7 protein-coding genes are annotated in these 19,451 nt (G+C 67.9%); all 7 read left to right on the plus strand.

The window, feature by feature from the left end; all coding sequences use genetic code 11:
• The first annotated feature begins 28 nt into the window (after positions 1 to 28).
• The 7 genes from JZ791_RS12465 to JZ791_RS12495 all read left to right on the plus strand — a co-directional run bounded on the left by JZ791_RS12465 (position 29) and on the right by JZ791_RS12495 (position 19,417).
• The gene (locus tag JZ791_RS12465) at positions 29 to 2,476 is read left to right on the plus strand and encodes a hypothetical protein (protein ID WP_216894417.1); all 2,448 of its coding nucleotides are present in this window, start codon (positions 29 to 31) and stop codon (positions 2,474 to 2,476) included.
• Positions 2,473 to 3,279, plus strand: coding sequence for an ESX secretion-associated protein EspG (locus JZ791_RS12470; RefSeq protein WP_216894418.1), 807 nt, complete (start codon positions 2,473 to 2,475; stop codon positions 3,277 to 3,279). The genes JZ791_RS12465 and JZ791_RS12470 overlap by 4 nt, the downstream gene beginning before the upstream one ends.
• A gap of 32 nt (positions 3,280 to 3,311) precedes the next feature.
• Positions 3,312 to 3,611, plus strand: a complete 300-nt coding sequence (locus JZ791_RS12475) for a WXG100 family type VII secretion target (RefSeq protein WP_216894419.1) — start codon at positions 3,312 to 3,314, stop codon at positions 3,609 to 3,611.
• A 176-nt stretch (positions 3,612 to 3,787) separates the two neighbouring features.
• Positions 3,788 to 4,006 (plus strand): hypothetical protein, encoded by a 219-nt coding sequence (locus JZ791_RS12480; RefSeq protein WP_216894420.1) that lies wholly within the window; start codon positions 3,788 to 3,790, stop codon positions 4,004 to 4,006.
• Between the two features lie 222 nt (positions 4,007 to 4,228).
• Positions 4,229 to 4,579 (plus strand): hypothetical protein, encoded by a 351-nt coding sequence (locus tag JZ791_RS12485; protein ID WP_216894421.1) that lies wholly within the window; start codon positions 4,229 to 4,231, stop codon positions 4,577 to 4,579.
• Between the two features lie 2 nt (positions 4,580 to 4,581).
• Positions 4,582 to 5,085 (plus strand): YbaB/EbfC family nucleoid-associated protein, encoded by a 504-nt coding sequence (locus JZ791_RS12490; protein ID WP_498049399.1) that lies wholly within the window; start codon positions 4,582 to 4,584, stop codon positions 5,083 to 5,085.
• A 22-nt stretch (positions 5,086 to 5,107) separates the two neighbouring features.
• The gene (locus JZ791_RS12495; RefSeq protein ID WP_216894423.1) at positions 5,108 to 19,417 is read left to right on the plus strand and encodes a WXG100-like domain-containing protein; all 14,310 of its coding nucleotides are present in this window, start codon (positions 5,108 to 5,110) and stop codon (positions 19,415 to 19,417) included.
• Positions 19,418 to 19,451: the final 34 nt, after the last annotated feature.

Genomic DNA, 19,451 nt, shown 5'->3' on the forward strand with positions numbered 1-19,451 from the left:
AGGACGTATATGAGGGAGTTGGAAGACAATGGCCAGCACTAGCAGCGGTGGAAGCATCGGGACGTCCACCGGTGGGCCCACGGACACGTCCGGCAATGACGGGAATGTCTGGTCGGGCCTGGCCAATCAGGCGGGCGGCAACAACCCCACCCTCGGTGTCAGCACAACGGTCAAGGCCGCGTATCAGGTGTTCCTGAACAGTGCGAAAGCGGTCAACGAGCTGAACCAGCAGATGGACTGGTACGCCAAGTACATCACCGACAACAAGATGAACGCCATCCCGGATATCTCGAACGAGCACGGCGGCGTCGAACTCACCCAGATCTACAACCAGAAGGGCACGGTGATCCTTCAGGGGATCGCCGGTCTCCAGTCGATCCTGACGAATATGGAGAACACCTTCCTCGATGCGCTGAAGGCGTACCAGAAGGCCGACTCCAGCTCTACCGACGACCTCACCAGCATCGCCGGCGCGGCCATGACGAACAGCCCGGCCAACAGCAATCCACCGGGCGCAGCGGACTTCGGTGTGAACGACCCGGGCGATATGCCGGACCAGCCGACGAAACCGACCAATGCGGACAACGGTCAGACGGTGTCGGTCAGCGACGCGGCTTCGTGGGGCTTCGACCAGTTCTATAATTTCGGTCGGTCGATCATGGCCAACGGCGGCGCGGACTGGAACACCGATGAGGCCGGAGTTCGCTACGCTTGGATGTCCAATCAGATGGGCGACGACATAGCGACCCTGGTCAGCACACTCAGCAACATCCAGGGCGATTACTGGACCGGTACCGGCGCGGACGCGGCCCAGGCGGCCGTGACACGTTTCGACGACGGTTCGAAGGCATTCACCGACAGCATCAATGAGCTCGCCTCGTCCCTGAACTACACATCGACCTGGCTGAAGATCACCTTCGACGCCATGCCCGCGTATACCTACGAGCAATTCCGTAGTGGGGACGGTGTGCCGCACGTCCGGTACGTCAACTGCACACTGCAGAAATGGCGCAAAAACTACGCCAGCGCCTACAAGAACGATTACTCCGCGGGCATCCAGGGTTCGCTGCAGAGCCTTCCGCTGATCACCGTGCTCGGCCAAGGCACCGGCAACACCAGTTCCAGCGGTTCGGCCAGTAGCAGTGCCACCGGTTCGACTAGCGGCAGCGCCAGCGGTACGGCCAGCGGCAGCGCCAGCGGTTCGGCCAGTGGCGGCGCCAGTGGCAGCGCCAGTGGTACGGGTAGTGGCACCGGCAGCGGGACCGGTACCGGCGGCGGGGCCAACAGCGGCACTTACGGTACGGGCTATTCGGCCGGTTACTCCGCTGGTTTCGCCGCAGGCGAGGCGGCGGCGGAACACGGCGGCGGCAGCAGCACCGGCGGCGGTGGAACAGGTGGCGGTACCGGTGGCGGCGGTGGCAGTACCACCACCGGTGGCACCGGCGGTGGTACTGGTGGCGGTACCGGTGGCGGCGGTGGCAGCTACGGCACGGGCGGCAGCTCCGGCAGCACATACGGTGCGGGCAGCACGGGCGGTGGTACCGGTGGCGGCACCGGCGGCGGCACCGGCGGCGGCGCGGGCGCGTACACCGGCAGCCAAGGCAGCACCTACGGCGGTCAGACGGGCCAGAACTCCGGCGCCGGTTCGTACGGCAGCGCCTACGGTTCGGGCGCCAACGCCGCGTCGAACGCCTACGCGGCGGGCTATTCGGCGGCCATGTCGGCGGCGCAGGCCTACATGAGCGCGGTTGGCGCCGCCTCGGGTGGCGTCTACGGCAGCGGCGGGATGTCGGGATCCGGATACAGCACACTCAGTGGTGCGTTCGGCAGTGGGTCCGGCTACAGCTACGGCAGCGGCAGCGGCGGCAGCACCTATGGCAGCGGCAGCGGCGCCGGCACCTATGGCAGCGGGTCGAACGCCTACGGGGCGGGCTATTCGGCCGGTTACTCCGCGGGCTTCCTGGCCGGCGAGGAGGCCATGTCGGGTGCGGGTCTGGGGACCGGCGATTCACTGCTGAATTCCCTGTCCGGCCTGAGCAACCTGGGCAGCACCCTGGGTGGTGCGCTGTCCAGCGTGCTGCCGGGTCTGGTCAACGCGATGTCCTCGGGTATCAACCAACTCGGTGGTGCGCTCAACAACGCGATGAGCGGTATCGGCGCGGGTCTCGCCGACGTCGGGCACCAGGTCGGCGATATGGGTAACCAGCTCGGCCAGCAGTTGCAGACCGCTCCGGCGGATGTCTCGAAGCTGTTCCCGCGGGCGACCGTCGCCGATCAGCACGATCCGGGCCAGGTGACCGCTACACCGGGCGATTCCAGCGGCATGCCCGGCATGCCAGGCATGGGCGGCATGGGCCAGGGCGGGCAGCAGGGCGGTTCGAAGGAACACAAGCGAGCGAAATATCTGGACGGGTCCTCGAACCTCGACGACATCCTCGATCCGGTTGACAAGGTGAGGCCGGTGATCGAACCGTGAACGGTCTGAAGTGGGACTTCACCGGCATCGAATTCCAGGTGCTGTGTGAAAAATATCGGGCCGGTGAGCTCCCGGATCCGCTGTTCTACACCCTCGACGAGCCCATGACGCTCGATCAGTCCGCGCGGCTGAAAGAGAAGACCTGGGAAGAACTCCGGATGAAGTGGGATCCGGCCTGGGACGCGATGATCGACGTCATGTGCGCGCCGGAGCTGTTCGTACGGATACACGGCTGGGACGAGCACGATATCGATAACGGGCAGAAGTCGCTGTACATGCACTTCGCCCGCAGTGGTGCGCAGGCGTTCAAATTCGAGCAGAAGCCCGGAAAAACCCTGTGGCACACCGACGGTTTCGTGGTGACCGAATGCGATGCGCGCAGCCTGGCCAACGACGTGGTGCGCGCGTTGCCCTCGGTCGAGGCGGGGCATCTGCCCAGCGTGCCGATCATCATCGATCCGGCCGAGCATATGGGCAATTACGGCGGCAGCTTCTTCAGGGACGACGACGAGGATCCGCCCGCGGTCGCCTCGACGAAGTTCTTCAATCTGCGTGCGTCGCTGACCGGGTCCATCCTGATCGTGCAGGGGCGCTCCAAATATGGTCCGCGCGGCATCCAGGAGACCAAGATGCTGTTCCGGGATGTGATCGAGGACGGCCGCTATGTCATGGCGATGGACGACGCGCCGATCGCGGAGGCCGTCGGCCCGATACAACTGGCCCAGCGTATCCAGAAGGACATCGACAATCTGATGCAACGAATGGATACCCACTGGGAGGCCCAAAATGACGACCGTTACTGATACTCCGGTCGACCCTCTGAAAGGAGATTCTCATGGCCGATAAACCGGTCGAGGTCAACACCGACCAGCTGCGCACCGCAGCCGGCACGATGAACGATGTGCACGGCAGGGTGAACGAGGTCGTGACGAGCCTGACGAACAACCTGAACGCCAAGGGTTATCCGTGGGGCCACGACAGCTACGGCAACAAGTTCACCGAGGGCGAAAGCGGGTACACCACGTCGAGCAAGAACCTGATGTCGGGCGCGGACAACATGTCCAGCTCGCTCAGTCAGTTCGGCAGCGGCATGTACGACGCGGCCAAGAAGATCGACGACATGGACAAGCGCTGACCTTCGCCCGCAGGGTGGTTGTGCCGAGATATTCCGCACAACCACCCGGTTCGCTGTGTGTTGGCGGCCGCGTCAAATACAGGTAAGAACCAGGTTTCGGCATACCCATCTCCGGCGCATGGGGTGATCATGGAGGTGAGGGGTCCACTGCGGACGTCTCCCGGAGGTGAATCGCCATGTCGCGTAACTCGTCCCATTCCGACCACCCGGTCTGCACCGCAGAGGTGCACCCCTCCGATCTAGCCGAGGCGCATCGGCTGATGCAGGTACACCGGGCGTGTCCCCGTTCGTGTCCGTCCCGCAGCGCGGCCCTGGCGATGCTGGTCGCGGCGGGACATTATCGGCTCTCGAACCGATTCGGCCCGCACGACGACGTCGGCCAGGTTGCCAGCTGACCCTCACCCCGTGGTTGGCCGCGCCGCTCGATATGCCCGGCGCGGCTCCTCGAGCTGCGACGAATTCGCAGGCGCCCCCAACTGTTCGGGTGGATGACACGTTCTGTTGGTGTTACCGTTGGGAATCAACCACCTGCGTTTGCTGGATCGGGATTCGGCACGGGCGTAGGAGGTTCGAGGGCACTCGACGTGGGTTGTCCGGGCGCGGCAGGAGAGGGGTGTGTGGTGGGGACCCAGAGATTTCAGATCGACCCCGCGGCCTTTCGCAGTTCGGCGAACGTGACCAGAAGCGTCGCCGATAAGCTCCGCGGCATCTGGACCGGCCTGGCCTCCGGATTGGACGGCCTGGGCAGCCCCTGGGGCACCGATAAGATCGGCGCTCAGTTCGCCAATGGCACAAGTGGTAACGGCTATCTGTCGACCGTGTCCGAGATGGGTGACGGAATTACCGGCGGCAAGGGCTTCTGCGCCTCCATCGATAATCTGGCCGACGGTCAGGACTCCACCGCGGACTATATCGAAAAGCAGATCGAGCAGGACAATAAAGCGCCCTATCAATCGGCTGGGCAGTAGTCGTGCCCGAAGGCGGTGGCCCGGAACAATTTCCGGACCTGATGGAGGATATTCGAGCCACGCTGAACACCGTGGCCAGATTGCAGCGTGAGCGTACCGCGCTGGTCGGCCGGGCGACGGTGCGCCGCGGCAGGGTCAGTGTCGCGGTCAACGCCGACAACGTGCTGGTCGATCTGAAATTCGGCCGGGACGTGGAGGATCTGGACTATCCGGAATTGGCCCGCGCCGTCATCGAGGCGGCCCACGCCGCGACGGCAGAGGTGGGCCGCAAATCCAAAGAGCTGATGCAGCCGCTGCAGGATCAGCGGGCCCGGTTGCCGAAACTCTCCGACCTGGTCCCGGGCATGCCGAATCTGCGTGACCAATTGCCCGTGCCCGAACCGCCGCCGTCGACCAGGCCCGCCTCCGGCGATCGAAGTGCCGGTGCGGGCGAGGAATTCGACGGCGCGGAAATGATGGAAAGGCGCGGTCCCCGGGAACCGGGAGTTACCGATTCCGGTTGGTGAACAGGGACTGAGGTGATCGCCCATGGGGTGGGGCGACGATCTGATGAGCGGCCTGGGCTGGGTCGCCGGCTCCGAATGGCCGGACGGCGATCCGGGGCTCATGCGCGATCTCGCCGAGTTGTGGCGCACCGCGGGCAGCCAGCTGACCGACCTGGAATCGGATCTCGAAGCCGCCAAGAATGCCGCGCTGGCCGCTTATCCGTCCGGGCAGGCACACGACGAGATCGCCGCGGCCTTCGAACAGCTCGAGAACGGCTATACCACCGCCAAGGGCACGCCCTCGGTCACCGACGAGAACAATCAATCCATCGCCCGCCTGGCGTATTTGTTCGGGCAGGTCGCCGACGGCGCGGACAATACCGCGAATCAGATCGAGGCCGGGCAGTGGATGGTCGAATCCTCCCTGGCCCTGCTGGCTGTCGAGATCGCCGCCGCGTGGTTGTTCCCGCCGACCGCGCCCGCGGAGGAGGCGTTGGCGGTCGCGAGTACGCGCCTGGCGATTCGGATGTTCATCTCCCGGGTGCGTGCCGAGGTCGCCGAATGGGTGGAGTCCAAGATCTCCAGCGCCATCATCCGTTTCATCCTCAAGCATGTGCTGATCAATACGCTGATCGGTGCGGGGCAGGGTACGGCGATCCAGATGCTCCAGATCGCACAGGGGCACAAGAAGAGCTTCGATTACAACGAACTCGCCTCGACGACACTGTCGGCTGCCGCAGCGGGTGCGGTTGCCGGGCCGCTGGGGCACGGGCTGGGGCAGTGGCTCGAGGATAAGGCCCTGTCGCCGTTCCTCGAGGACATCATCATGGCAAAGGCCGGCGGGTTGGCCGGCGGTACTGCGGGATTCGGTGCGAGCCTTGGATTGACGTTCGGTGAATCGCTCTGGAACAACGACGGGAATTTCGGGAAAGCGTGGTCCGACACCGTCACGCAGGCCGAGCAGTTCGATCCGCGCATGCTCACCGGCGGCGTGTTGAGCGGGTCGATCACCGGCATGTTCAAGGGGTCGATCACCCGGCACTTCGAGATGAGCGACAGTTGGGGCCGCGGCATGGCGGCGGGGATCACCCCGGGCGCACCGCGATTCAGCGATCTGCCGGGGGTGGGCCCGCGTGGTGTCGGCGATGTGAACCCGGGGGATGGTTCGCTCCCGCATGCGGCGCTGTCCACGGACAGCGGCCTCTCCGCAGGTGACGGCAGGACCGCAGGCGTCGTCGGCGCCGGAGACGACGGTGCCGTACGCCCGGCCGGAGCGGGGACCGACGGCTCGGGCCCCAATGTTTCCGCCACACAGCCGGAACGTCCCGCCCAAGTGCCGTCCAGTGCGACACCGGAGGCGGTCTCGGCCGACAAGTCCTCGGCCCTGCCCAGGGCGCAGACCAACGGCGTGAACGCATCCGGTCTCGACCGGGCGGCGGGCGGCGCTTCGTCGGTGGGTGAGGCCGGGCGCTCGCCTGCCGAGCCGAGCGCATCGGCATCGCGGGCTGGTATGGCCGGTGATAACCGGTCCCTCGGCGATACGAATTTGTCGCGCGGATCGTCGGCGCAGACCGAATCCACCAGTGTGTCCCAGGATTCGGGATCGAAGATCCGCGCCGGATCCCCGGGCGAGCAGCCGGGCACATCTCGATCCGGTGCCGCGGAGCAGGGCCGGAACGTCCGGGCCGTCGCCCTGCCCGAGACACATACTCCGCGCGCGGGTGCGGCGGATGCGAACTCCTCGTCCGCAATTCGCCGATCCGAGCCGGGCTCCGCGGAATCGGATCCGGGGCGGTCGCGTGCATCCGCCACATCGGACGGCCAGGGCAAGGATGAACGGTCCGGTGTCGAGGTCCGTTCGGCCACGGATGATTCGGGAAGGAATGATTCGGGCAAGCCCGGTTCTACCGCGGACGGTACGGGCCGGGACGGCTCGGGAAGGAACGGTTCCGGTGACGGCAGGGGTGACCAGCCCGGGCTGGTCGCGCTGCGGAAACTGATGTCCCTGCACCCCGGCGGCGACCGCGTCCATGATCTGGAGCGGATGGTCGGTCCGGAAGGTACCGACCACGCCGAACTCATCGCGGCGGCCGGCGGCCGGTTCCGGCAATTCGCCGAGGGGCATGCCGAGATCGCCGTCCTGCTGCGGCGACTCGGCAACGGCTCGACCGCGCTGGTCGCCGACACCTTTCACAGCCAAACCGACAAGTACGGCGTCGGTGGTCGCCTGCTGGTGCTGGAGAACCGCGACGGCGAGATCATCGTTCACGAGGCGGCCGCGGGCTCCGAACACGGATTCCCGCCCGATGTGCCGCACGAGCTGGCGCGTACCCAGGCGATCGTGTTCGACGACAAGGGAACTCCGCTGGACCGAGTGGGCGGCCGGGCTCGCCGCTGGATGTTCGCCGAGGGCGCCGGAGCCGCCGAGAAATCGACACTGGGCGCCATGCTGCGTGACCACGAGGCCGATCTGACCCGGGATGTGCTGTCGGCCGGGGCATTCGACCGGAGGCTGCCCGACGGCGTCACCGGTCGGCATGTTGTCGAGGCCCTCGACGAGCACGCCGGCCCGGCCGACGCACAACGGATGCGAGAGCAGTTGTCGCAGCACGAATTCGGCCGCGATATACTGAACCGCCTCGGTGAGCATCCGGTCGAGAGCTTCCGGATGTTCGAGAAGAACAGCAACGGTCGATGCGCGGTCGGAGTCCTGCACGAGCTGCGGCGGATGCATCCCGACGCGGGCATCCGGCTGTTCGGCCGCGCGATCGACGAATACGGTGTGCACCCTGACGAATTGCGGGTCGCCACCGGAGGCAGGATCGGCCTGTACGGTGACCATCAGAAGATCGTCGACGAATTGAACCGGCTGGGGCGGGGATCCAGCGCCGTTGTGGTCGATTCGTACAGGGGCGTCGCGGACGACAGTAACCACAACGTCGGCGACCACGCTTATCTGCTGGTCAACACCGGTGACCGAATCATGGTGCGGGACAGCGCAGCCGGCGAGGAGCACGGCTTCCCGCCCGACGAGCCGCACGAGCTGACCGGCTACCGCAAGGCCATCCTGATCGACCCGGACGGCCACCCCGCCGAATCGCTGCCCGAGGGTGAGCGCGAGACGTTGGCGCACCAGGTCTTCGACCGCGAGTCTGCCGGGCGGATCGGCCTGGCGGTGACCACGGAGATCGATACCCAGGTGCGAACTCTGCTGGAGCGCACCGAGATCGGCCGCGCGGCACTCGAGTCACTGGACGCGATGCCGGTGCGTACACGTAACGCCGTCAGGGCGGCGAGAACCGTGCTCGGTGAATTCAGCCCCACCGCCCAGCGTATTTCGGTGTACTCGACCGGGAGATCGGTGGTCGAGCAGGCCTCGGTACTGATCCACGAGTGGACTCATGCGGAGGCGTTCGTGGATGGTAAGACGCCCCTGGAGCCGCTGGCGGTGACCCGTGACGAGTACGTCCACGCCCTGTTGGACGAGGAACTGCGTTGCAATCTGCGTCAAGCGCAGCTCGAACGGGAATTGGCCGCTCTCGGCGAGCCCACGCCGGCCCCGCGCGAGGCCGTCCGGGTCTACGATCGCGAGCGTCAGGCGGCACTGGACGAGGGGGCGACCGAGTCGCAGGCGCACCGGCGGGCGACCGAGGCCGGCATCGACTACCTCGGTCAGGAGAGACCCCCGGACGGCCAGACATACAGCGAAACATACGGTCGTTACTGGGATCACGCGAATGCACATGCGCAATCGGCTCCCGATGCCGGCGCCGCGCGGAGCGAGGAACTCTCGCCCGAGGCCGTCGAACGGATGCGCCCGGAATTGCAGCGCCGCGCCAATCTCCACAATCTCCGGGCGGAGCTGGCCGAACAGCTGAACGACGCATGGCAGGCGCACGGCCTGACCCGGAACCCGGGACAGGACCTGCGCGACCCGGTCGTGCGCAAGCTGAACGAGGTGGACGAGGCCGTGGCCGCCGCGAGCGTGGATCAATTGCCCGCACTACACCGCGAACAGCATCAGCTGCGGGAACTGCTCGACCTGGGTGACCGATACACCAATCTCAGCGCCCGCATCGACCGGAGCACCAAGGCGTTGCACGATCTGGCCGCGACCGAGATCGTGAACAAGGCCATGATCACCGATCCGCGCCGAACGCGCCTGTCCGGCCGGGCTTTCCGATCCTCCGGCGAAAATCCGTGGATCATGGTCGTGGCCGGCCCCGCTGGACATGACGAGGTCTTGGTGGATCCGGCCGTCGCGCAGGCGATCGAAGCCTTGCCCAACGCCCGGGCGGTGCGAACGATCGTCGAGGTGGACCGGATCGGCACGGTAACCCTGCGTATGCCCTCGGATCTCCCGGAGACACCGATCGGGCACGCGGACGACGTGGTGCCCTGGGATCTGGCGGGGCACGCCACCGTCGAACGCCTCGCCGAGATCCGCGCGACGCTCTCGCGAACCCCGGTGGGCCGCTGGGCCGTCGAGGTCACGCGGGGTGTGCGAGTCGAACACACCGACGATCCCTCGGAGCAGGGGTACGACCCGCTCACGAACCGACTGGTGCTGGATGCCGGCCTGTCCGACCAGGAGCATATGGCGGCGCTGGTGCATACCGCGATTCACGCGGAGATGGCTCGGGCGCGCGGTACGGACGGGTCGTTGGACCAGCGGATACGGAACTCTTCCCGCATGTTCGTGGAGGAGATGCTGGACGAGCAGCGTCGTGCGCAGGCCGCGGAAATCGTAGCGGCGATCCAGCTTCGAGCGGCGAGTGTGCCCGTGCGCGAGCCCGAGGGGGTGCGCGAGTACACCGAGACGTTCTATCGGGCACGCGACGCCGAGGCCGAGCGTCTGGGTTTCGGTGGCGGTGAACCGATCCCGGCGTCGGTACGGGCCCGGCTGGAGAGCCGGGCGCACGAGGCCGGAGTGGAGGCGCTGCGGCCGATCATCGAGGGGCATCTGGAAAACGGCCGGTTCTACCGGGACATCTACGAGCAGCAGTGGGACGACGCGCACGGGGTGGTCCCCTTCGATCAGCATGTTCTGAACGTGCTGCGCTGGGAGGGGATCCAGGCGCATTCGTTCCGGTCGGGACCGGAGATCTCCGGAGTGCGCCATGCGGAGGTGGTGGTCTTCGGCGATCGCAGCGAGGCGCTGCGGGTGACCTATGAGAACGCGGATTTCGCCGCGGCCGAGGTGCTTTCGGCGCGGATAGCGCACATGCTCGGTCTGGACGTGGCGGTGCCGGTCGCGGTCGGCGACGCGGTCTACCTTCCTACGGGCCTCGATACCCTCGAACTGCACCGAATGCTCGATCCCTCGGGTCATCCACCGGCGCTGGACCTGCACGATGCCCTCCTCGGAATTCCCCAGGGTGAACTCGGAGATCGCATAGGGTCCGGTACCGACCACCAGAATGCGTGGGTGCGCAACCATCTCGGATTCGACCTCGGGCCCGCCGGCGCCGAACCGAGCGACTTCGCGCGCACCTATCTGAACGCCGACGGCACGGTACACGACCATGACATGACCGTCTCGCAGGTGGGACGACTGCGCGAGATGTTCCGCGCCCTGCGCCCGGACTTCGAGGCCCTCGGCCACGGTGACTGGCACGCCGTGGTCCTGCGGCGCATCGATGATCTCGAGGCCCACGCCCGCCCCGACGACCGGGCGCGCTCCGATGATCCCGAACCGTTCCGCCAGCGTGCTGACCCGGGAGAACTGTTGCTGCGCCGCCGGGGCGCGGTGGTGCGGCCCTCGATCTGGCCCCGGGAACGGACGGAAGATCGGGGGGTGTCGAGCGTGGAGGACACGCCGGGCGTGCTGGCACAGAGCGAGCCGCCGCCCCGCAACCCGCAATCGCCGGAGCCCGAGGAGAATTCGTCCTCGCCGGACTCCGACCCGAACAACCCACCGGCGCAGCCCGATCCCGGCAACTCGTCGGCGCCCCCCGACCCGGGTACGCAGACCCCGGCCCGCACCCCCGACCTACCCGCCGACATCCGCCTGCGTGCGGCCTTCGACCAGTTGAGCGACAACCGTGCCCTGTCCGCACCGGAACTGGCCCGCCTGCTGGCCGATCCGCGCCTTTCCCGCACCGAACGCCGAGCATTGGTGACCGCGCTGCTCGACGGGATGGATCACGGATATCACCGGGACAGCATCGATCTGGCCGTCGCACGCACCCGGGTTCTGCGTGAACTGGGAGTGGACTCGGGCCGAATCCGCATGCGCCCGATCCGATTCGGCGGCCGGGGCGAAACCAACGTGGACCACGCTTCCATCCGGTACGGCCGGGCTCGCCAGTACGAGTACACGATGTCCGGGCCGGATGCGCGCAAGATCGCCGCCGCGCTCGACCGGGCGATCCGCCGCGGCCGGGCCGATGCGCTCACCGACCCGCTAGAGGCGCTGACTCACGCACTGCTGCAAGGGGATTCGGCACGGCGCGTACCGATGCCGTCGACCCTGCGGCGCCGGGACGATGTGGTGTTCGACGAACACGGCCACATCCTCACCGATAAGGCCGCCGTGGCGGCGGCGCAGCAGGATCGGATCGACGCCGCGCGCCGGCGCGCGGACGAGCGGCGCGAGGAACAGCTGGCCCGGACCCAGCAGGCCGCCGCCGACGCGATGCGATCGCGCGTCGACGCCGAGCGGCCGCTGCGCGATGCGATCGACCGGGTCAACGAGCTCGAGGCCGCCGCCCGGGCACGCGGCGAATCGCATACCTCCCGGGTGGATTGGGAGGAACTGGCAGATCCGCGGCACGGCGAGCTGGTGATCGCGGATCTGCGCAACCAGACCATGCGGATACTCCTGTCCGATCCCACACTCCAGGAACACAATCGGGCGCGCCACGACGCCTACGACGCGCTCGATACCGCATTCCGGGCCCACCGTGACGCCGCTCAGCACGAGTCCGAGACCGTGGCCCAGCTGCGGGCCCTCGCCGAACAGGGGGCCCTGCGCACGGTCAACGCGACCTCGATGCCCGGCGAACCCCGCGTGGGCGTGATCGATGGCCCCGCGCGGCGCATCGCGGTGGTCCTGTGGGACGACTCGGTATCGGCCGCGGAGGTGCTCGCCCATGCCGCCCGGAGGTATCCGGAGCTCACCGGGCTGATCGGCGAGGATCGCGCCCAGCCCGTCGTCCTGCGAATCGCCGCGGACGACCAGGGCCATCTCACCGTGCTGCGCGAGGACGACCGCTCGGTGGACGAGCGCCTGCGGGAATTGGCGCTGCGCCGTGAGACTCTCGTCGAATCCCGCGACAACCTGATCGACCTGCGCGATCAACTCGCGCAGGATCTGGGCATCCCCGAGACGGCCCTGGACACGCAGGAGGACTTCGGCGGCGCGCTGCGCACCGCGCGCGAACAGGCCGGTGTGCAGAACTTCGACGACCTCGACACCGTGCGTCAGCTGATCGAGGCCCGGACCCGGGTGCAGGAACTGGACGGCCGGATCGCCTCCCTGGATCACGAAGTGGATGCGCTGGAACGGAATCCGTCACTGCGGGACGAGCAGGAACGGCTGCTGAGACGCTGGCGCGAACTCACCGAACGGCGCGAGGCCATCGATGAACAGCTCACCGCGCTCGCGGGAACCGTGCACGTGCACGACTTCTCGGGCGCCGATTACGAGCGGTCGGTGCTGGCGCGGCTGCGCGAGGCGCAGGAGCGCACGATCCGGACCCCGGCGTCGATCGATAACCCGGGCACGGTCGAGCACCGCCCGAACTCGCCGGCCGAGGTGGCCCAGCGGCGCTCGCAGATTCGCCGATTGATGGAGCTGGTCGGCAGTATCGAGCATCTGGATTCCGAGCGCACCTACCTCGAACATCGGCTGCAGGAGTTGGCGATCGACGGCATCGGCGACGGCGTACCCCGGGCGCCCGAGCTGGCTCGCAGGCTGCTGCGCCTGGACAGCGAGCGTGCCGCGCTGCTGGAGGATCCGCGCACCGCCCGGCTGCGAGCGAATCGGGACGACCTCCTGAACCGATTGCGGCGCACAGGGATCGACGTCTCGGACACTGATCTGCACGCCGATGCCGAGACGGTGCGCGCGATGCTGGACGCGCGCAGGGCGGAGGCGGCCGGGCGCACCGACGGAACCCGGCAATCGACGCTGCGGATGATCGATGACCTCGAGCGCACCGCCGGCGAGCTGAGGTCGGTCGAGAACGAGCTGGGCCGCATCGACGACCGGACCGCATGGGTGACCGGGCGGTGGGATCAGGCGCTCGAGCAGGAGGGCGCGGTGCGGGTGACCGACTTCGCCGGTGTGCACCCGCGTCTCGAGCGCGACGGCGAACAACAGCTGATCGGCGAGGTCGCCCTGGTGGAGGGCGAACACGCGCGGATCGTCGTAATGGGGACGCGACGCGGGCCGGACGGGTCGGTGGCCGAATTCGACCAGGTCCTGCAGCGCGGCATCGAGACCGATACCAGGATCGCGGGGGCCATGCTGGAGGGGGCCGAGGTCGAGTACCGGGAGATGATCGCGGGCCCGGGAGGCGTGCGCGGCGAATCGCTGCCGGGGCCTGGGGCGGCGGACCGCCGCGTGTACTTCACCGACGACCCGGTCGGCGGTCATCCGTCCCTCCGGATGGTCGCCTGGCGGGACAGCGGCGGTACCTGGCACGGGGTGGATCCGATCCGGGCCAGATGGCATCGCAGCGACGAGACGAATACACCCGAGGGATACCATCCCGGCGACCCCGACTGGTGGAACGGCCTGGTGTACTACATCGACTCGGTGGCCCTGCCGTTCTACCATATTCCGCACGGTGAAATCGCGGAAGATCTGTTGCCGTACAACGAATTCGCGGTCACCGGACAGTTCGACACCGGCAATATCCCGGACGACCAGCTGTTCACACCCGAAATTGGCGGTCATATCAACGCGGCCCAGCGTTTTCCGCGCATGTTTCTGCAAGCCATGAAACTTCCGATGGTGCAGGAATACATCCGCAGCCATCCGGAGATCGGGGACTGGATCAAAGAACGTCCCTGGCTCATGCGAAAGCCGCCGTTCTCCACGGCGCTGGCGAGTTACGAATGGCACCGGGGCGATCAATGGGACGTCGAGCCCATGTTCCCCGATCGCCATTCCGGCGAGAACTCCAGCGATCCGATCCGCGCCGAGATCCCCGCACAGACACGGGCCCTCTACGACCGCTTGCGCAACACCACCCCGGACGAGTTCCGGCAGGAGCGGCAGGCCGCGGCGGCACGGGAGGTGGTCACCGGATTCCACGCCGGTCTGGTGCGGCTGGTGCGCGGCTTCCGGCCCGGTGATCCCGCGCAGAGTGCGGCGTTGCACGACTATATCGAGCACGCCACGCGGGAATACGCGCCCGCGTTCCGCACCGAGGATCCGGCCGCGGTCGGTGACACCCTGACCCATGTGCAGGAGTTGCTGAGCGGACAATTCACCGACGGCCGGGTTCCACGCGAAATGGTCGACCGGCTCGTGGACGCGCTCGCGCCGCATATGCGCAACGATTTCGCGGGCGGTGACGTGATCGCCGATCAGTGGCGGCTGCTGTCCTGGCGGGATCGGCAATACGAAATGTTCCGCGCCGACCCGGAATTGGCCGACAAGATCGTGGCCGGACTGACCCAGCACGCCCGTAACGAGCGGGTGCTGGCCGCGCGCGACGTCGTGGATCGGATTCGCCGGCAATTGATCGAGGAGATTCCGCCCGGCGAGCGGACGCATCCCGAATTCCCGCAGCGCCTACGCCGGCGTGTGGACGTGCTGCTCGACGAACTCCGCGACGGTGATCTCCGGAACCTGAAGTACCGCACCGTGAAAAAGTTCGGCGATCTGTATCAGGCCGCGGATGACGGGCTGTCCCGATTCCGGCGCGTCCTGGAAGAATCGCACACCACTGCGATCGCCGAGCCCGGCGAGAGCCTCACCGACGCGTACGACCGGATCCTCGGAGACGGCTCACAGGATCCGGCCGCCGACCTGACCGAGCGGCAGTTGCGCGAGGTGACCGAGCGGCTGTTGATCGGCGATCGGACCGATCCGGAGTACGCGCAGGTGCTGCGCGAACGGATCGACCAGGTGTTCGGTGCGCTGACGGACGGCGAGGTCGCCGAATTCGGTTCGCGCACCGCCGATGCGGCTCGAACGGTCGCCGACTTGGGTGACCTGGTGTTCGGCGATATGGCCGGCACTTCGCGGTTGAAACGGGTCCTCGACGCGTTCGTCACCGAGAACCGCGATGCGATGCACGACATCGTCTTACAGGTGCACAACCGGCTCATGGAGACCGGCGGGCGGATCACCGACGAGACGGTCGACGGGATCGCCGAGGAACTGGAAGACAGGATGCGCGAGGACTATTCGGCGACCACCGCCAAATGGCCGTCGCTGGATCTGACCAGGGATCAGGTTCAGCAGGTGCTCGATCACCTGATGGAGAACGAACACTGGGTGCACGATCACCTGGACCCCGACGGGCGGATGGTCCGGCGGCGGATGAGCCAGGTCGCCGACGTGGCCGAGGCGATCAACCGGCTGATCGACGTGGAACCGGTGGGGGACAGGGTGATTCCGCGCCTGCGGCATCCGCTGACCGCCGATGTGATCATGCTGCACGACGCGCTCGCCGAGGCCGTGTATACCCACGAGCATCCGTTCGGCACCTGGTATGACGCGAACGTCCGGGCCGCGGCCGAGGGCTTCGACTGGGACGAGAACCGCCCACCCCTGACCGGGTGGCGCGAACGGATCGGCTTCCGGTCCGATATCGCCGAACTGCTCGAACCCATGCTCGCCACCGAGAGGCTCGAGCGCACCTCGGTCGTCCTCGACGACGCGGCTCGGGCACTGGGCCTGGACCCGCAGGAGGTCCTGGACGCGATGGCGCACGATCCGGTGCGGCAACTGCTGCACGACGTGCGCTCGGCACAGATCGGCGACGCGGGCCTGGCCCGGGCCGACGCTCTGGACGACACGATCCGGCAGTACCGGCAGGCCGAACGATTCCACGGTCCGCGCGCCGAGGAACGGCGTCGGCAGGCCGCCGAGGCGCTGGCGCACGCGGCCGGGGAGGTCGGGCTGGACCCGCAGGACGTGTATGCCGCGCTGGCCCGAAATCCGGTGCGGGAGTTGGTGGAATCCCTGCGAAACGGCCAGGCCGACGACACCGGGCGGGCGCGGGTCGACGTGCTGGACGCCGCGATCCGCGAGCGCAACGAGGCCCTGGCTCGCCTCGCCCACGCCACCCGCGGCGCCGAGGTGGAATCTCGGTTGCACACTGGTCGCGACCCTCTCGAACTCGCTCTGCCGGGCAATCGTGACCGGCTGCGCCTGCCCGCTCTGCAAGATCGGCTCGAGCGGGCGCAGGACGCGCTGGACTCCGCGGCGCGGCGTGCGGGTGTGGATGTGCTCGATGCGATGGGCGGCGGGCCGGACTACTTCGACCGTCTGCGGGCCGAGCAGCCCGACGATGCCGGACGCTCCCGGGTGGACGAGCTCGAGCGGGCCGTACACGAATTCGACTCGGCCGATGAGGATGTGCTGCGGGCGCGCGGAGTCGTGGCGCGGTCCGAACTCTCGGCCGCCGGGCGCGCCGCACTGGGCCGCGCACCCCTGATCGAGGCGCTCGCGCCGTACGAGCGGGCACTGCGGGAGGCGGAGCAGAACCTCGACCGGGCGCAGGCGTCGGTGGATCGGCAGCAGGTGGTGGTCGACCAGGCCCGGGATCGACGCGATCGGGTGGGCGAGTTGCTGGGCCTGGAACCCGACGCGCTCGCGCGGCTGACGAAGCGCAGCCGGATTCGGGCGCTGATCGACGAACTCACCGCACGGGCCGACGCCGGTGGGCCGGATGCGCCGGACCACCTGCTGATTCGGCGATTGGCGGCAGCGGCCCGGGAGGTCGTCGCGGTGAGGCGCGACCTGATCGGGGCGCGGCGGGACCTGACCGGGGCGCAGAACCGTGTGGACGAGCTTCAGGAGCGGCTGCGAGCGGAGACCGTGCGTTTTCAAGTCGCTCAGGCCACCGCCGAGCGGGCGAATTCCATTGCTGCACAGGCGCGTAGAGACGACATGGCACAGCGCGCCCGGGAACAGCGGATACCCGAGCTGCTCCGGCAGGTCGACGACCTGGCCGGGCGGGCCGAGGCCGTCGCCGGAACCGACCACCAGGCAGCGGTTCTGGCTTTGCAGCAGGCCCGCACCGCGTTGCGGGAGGCACAGGACGCTCTGGAATCCGATCTGGCACACGAGCGGGCGATGCTGGCCGGCGTCGCACAGGACGTCGAGAGGGGTCTGGTCGACGCGCCCCACCGGCACAGGCTGATTCAGGACCGGATGAGCGCTCTGGAACAGCGGCTGGACGAATTGCGTTCGCGGGGCGGGGAACTCGCCGATTTGCAGGCTCGCCTGCACGAGCGGAACGCGATCCGCGCGGTCTCGGGCCTGTCGTTGCTGCCGGGCGATATCGCACAGTCGGAGCACGCTGCGCGACCATCGTATTCGGAGCAGTCCTTCGAGCTTGCGGGGCATTCTGGCGCCGAGATCGAGTCCGCCGCGGCCGTCGCCGAACGAAATCTGCACGCCGCGCGCGAGGTTCGCGAGGGCCTGGAATCGGAACTGGCACAGCGGCGGCAGCACCTGGCCGCCGCGCAGGCCGCGGCCGAGGCCGCTCGCACCCGGGCTCTCGGCTCCCTGCCGATCGAGCCGGATGCGCTGGGCGAGCTCGACGATCCGAATATCGTGGACAACGCCGCCGAGGCCGCGCAGCGCACCTGGCAGGTGGGACGACGGGATCCGCGTGTGGCGGTGATCGACGGGTTGCGCGATGCGTTGCGGGAGCGGGAGCGGGCCAGGGCCGAGGTGGAACGCATGGAAACGGATCTCGAGCGGGCGCGTGAGCGGGAGCGGGAGTTGGAGCAGGCGCACGCCGCAGTCCTCGCCGAACTGGCCGCCGTTCCCGGCCGCGACGGGCCGGCGCAGTTGAACTCCGGCGAGGGCGGGTCCGGTGAGAACGGGTCTGGTGAGGATGAGCCCGGCAACGCTGGAGATAGCGGCGCAGGCCGGGGCGGCGGGCGGCCACCCAGGAGTCCGGGAAGTCGTGGCGCGCATGGCGACGACGGCCAGGGCGATCCGCAGGGGCATGGCAGGCGGCAAGGTCCGACCAGCGACTCCCCGTGGAACCACATGTCGCGAATCCCACATCCGCCGCGCTTCATCAGCCCTGCACAACTTCCCAACGCTCCTGTGCAGGCTCCGTTCTTCGACATCCCGGAACCGCAACTACCCTCGCCAGCGCCGGCGCCACCGACCGAGCCCGGGCCTTCGCCGACCCCGACGCCCGGTCCGGTCGGACCTTCGGGGCCGGACGAGCACTGCGGCCCGGGTGAACAAACCGGTCCTCCCGGACCTGTGGGTTCGAGTGGGCCCGTCGGCTCGACCGGACCGGCTGGCGCGAGTGGACCCGCCGGCTCGTCCGGATCAACGGGTGATACTGGACCACAAGGTGGTTCATCGGGGAGTCGGAGCGGCGGTTCATCGGTTATCCCGGATTTGTTGTCCGACATCGAACAGGCCATCGGCCCGATCACCGACGCACTGCTCGCCGATGTACAACAGTGGGAGCATCCCGATCAGCCGCGGCCGGAAGACGAACCGCCTAGCCCGAACAATCAAGTACCGCAGGGTGATTCGTTGCCGCAGATAGACAATAAGGATAGGCCGCAACCGCCCGGCGTCGGCCACGAGCCGTGGAATGGACCGTCTCCGTGGGACAGCCGGCCGCCGCGGAACGGACACGAATGGATCCCGCCGCACGGCAATAGTCAACTGCCGACGAATGATTCATCCCGGCAGCCCTTGATCGGACCGCCGATGCCGCCCCAGGCATCACCCAGCGCGGGCTCCCGCCCGCGCCGCGGCGGCCAGCGCCGGGACGGGCCCGCCGACCCGCGACACTCGCCCCCACAGCCGCGAATACTGTTGCAGCCCTTCGATGCTCTGAGCGGTCCGGCAGTCCTGGACCTCGGCACCGGCGAGATGTACGCCGCGACGAACATCGGCCCCGCAGCCGGCCTCTACGGCAGCATCGGCGGTACCCCGGTGGCGTGCTACCGCGATCGCGGCAGTCTGCTGCTGCGTACGCCGGGTCGGATCTTCGATCTGGACGATCCGGCGACCGGAATCTATTGGGACCGAAGTCGAAGCGGGCAGCAGCTCTTCCAGGTGGGCGTGGCGGGTGTGCGCGCCTTCGAGGTGCGCTACCCCGCACCCGGCACGAACCTCGACTTCGGGCTGTGGCTGCGGGACCTGCATGCGGACGGCGGGCGTCGAGTCGATGTATTCCGTTAATATGAGGATGTCGCAAATGTTATTCCGTTGTCAT

Origin of the sequence: Nocardia alni (assembly GCF_019038435.1) — a bacterium.
Lineage (GTDB): Bacteria > Actinomycetota > Actinomycetes > Mycobacteriales > Mycobacteriaceae > Nocardia > Nocardia alni.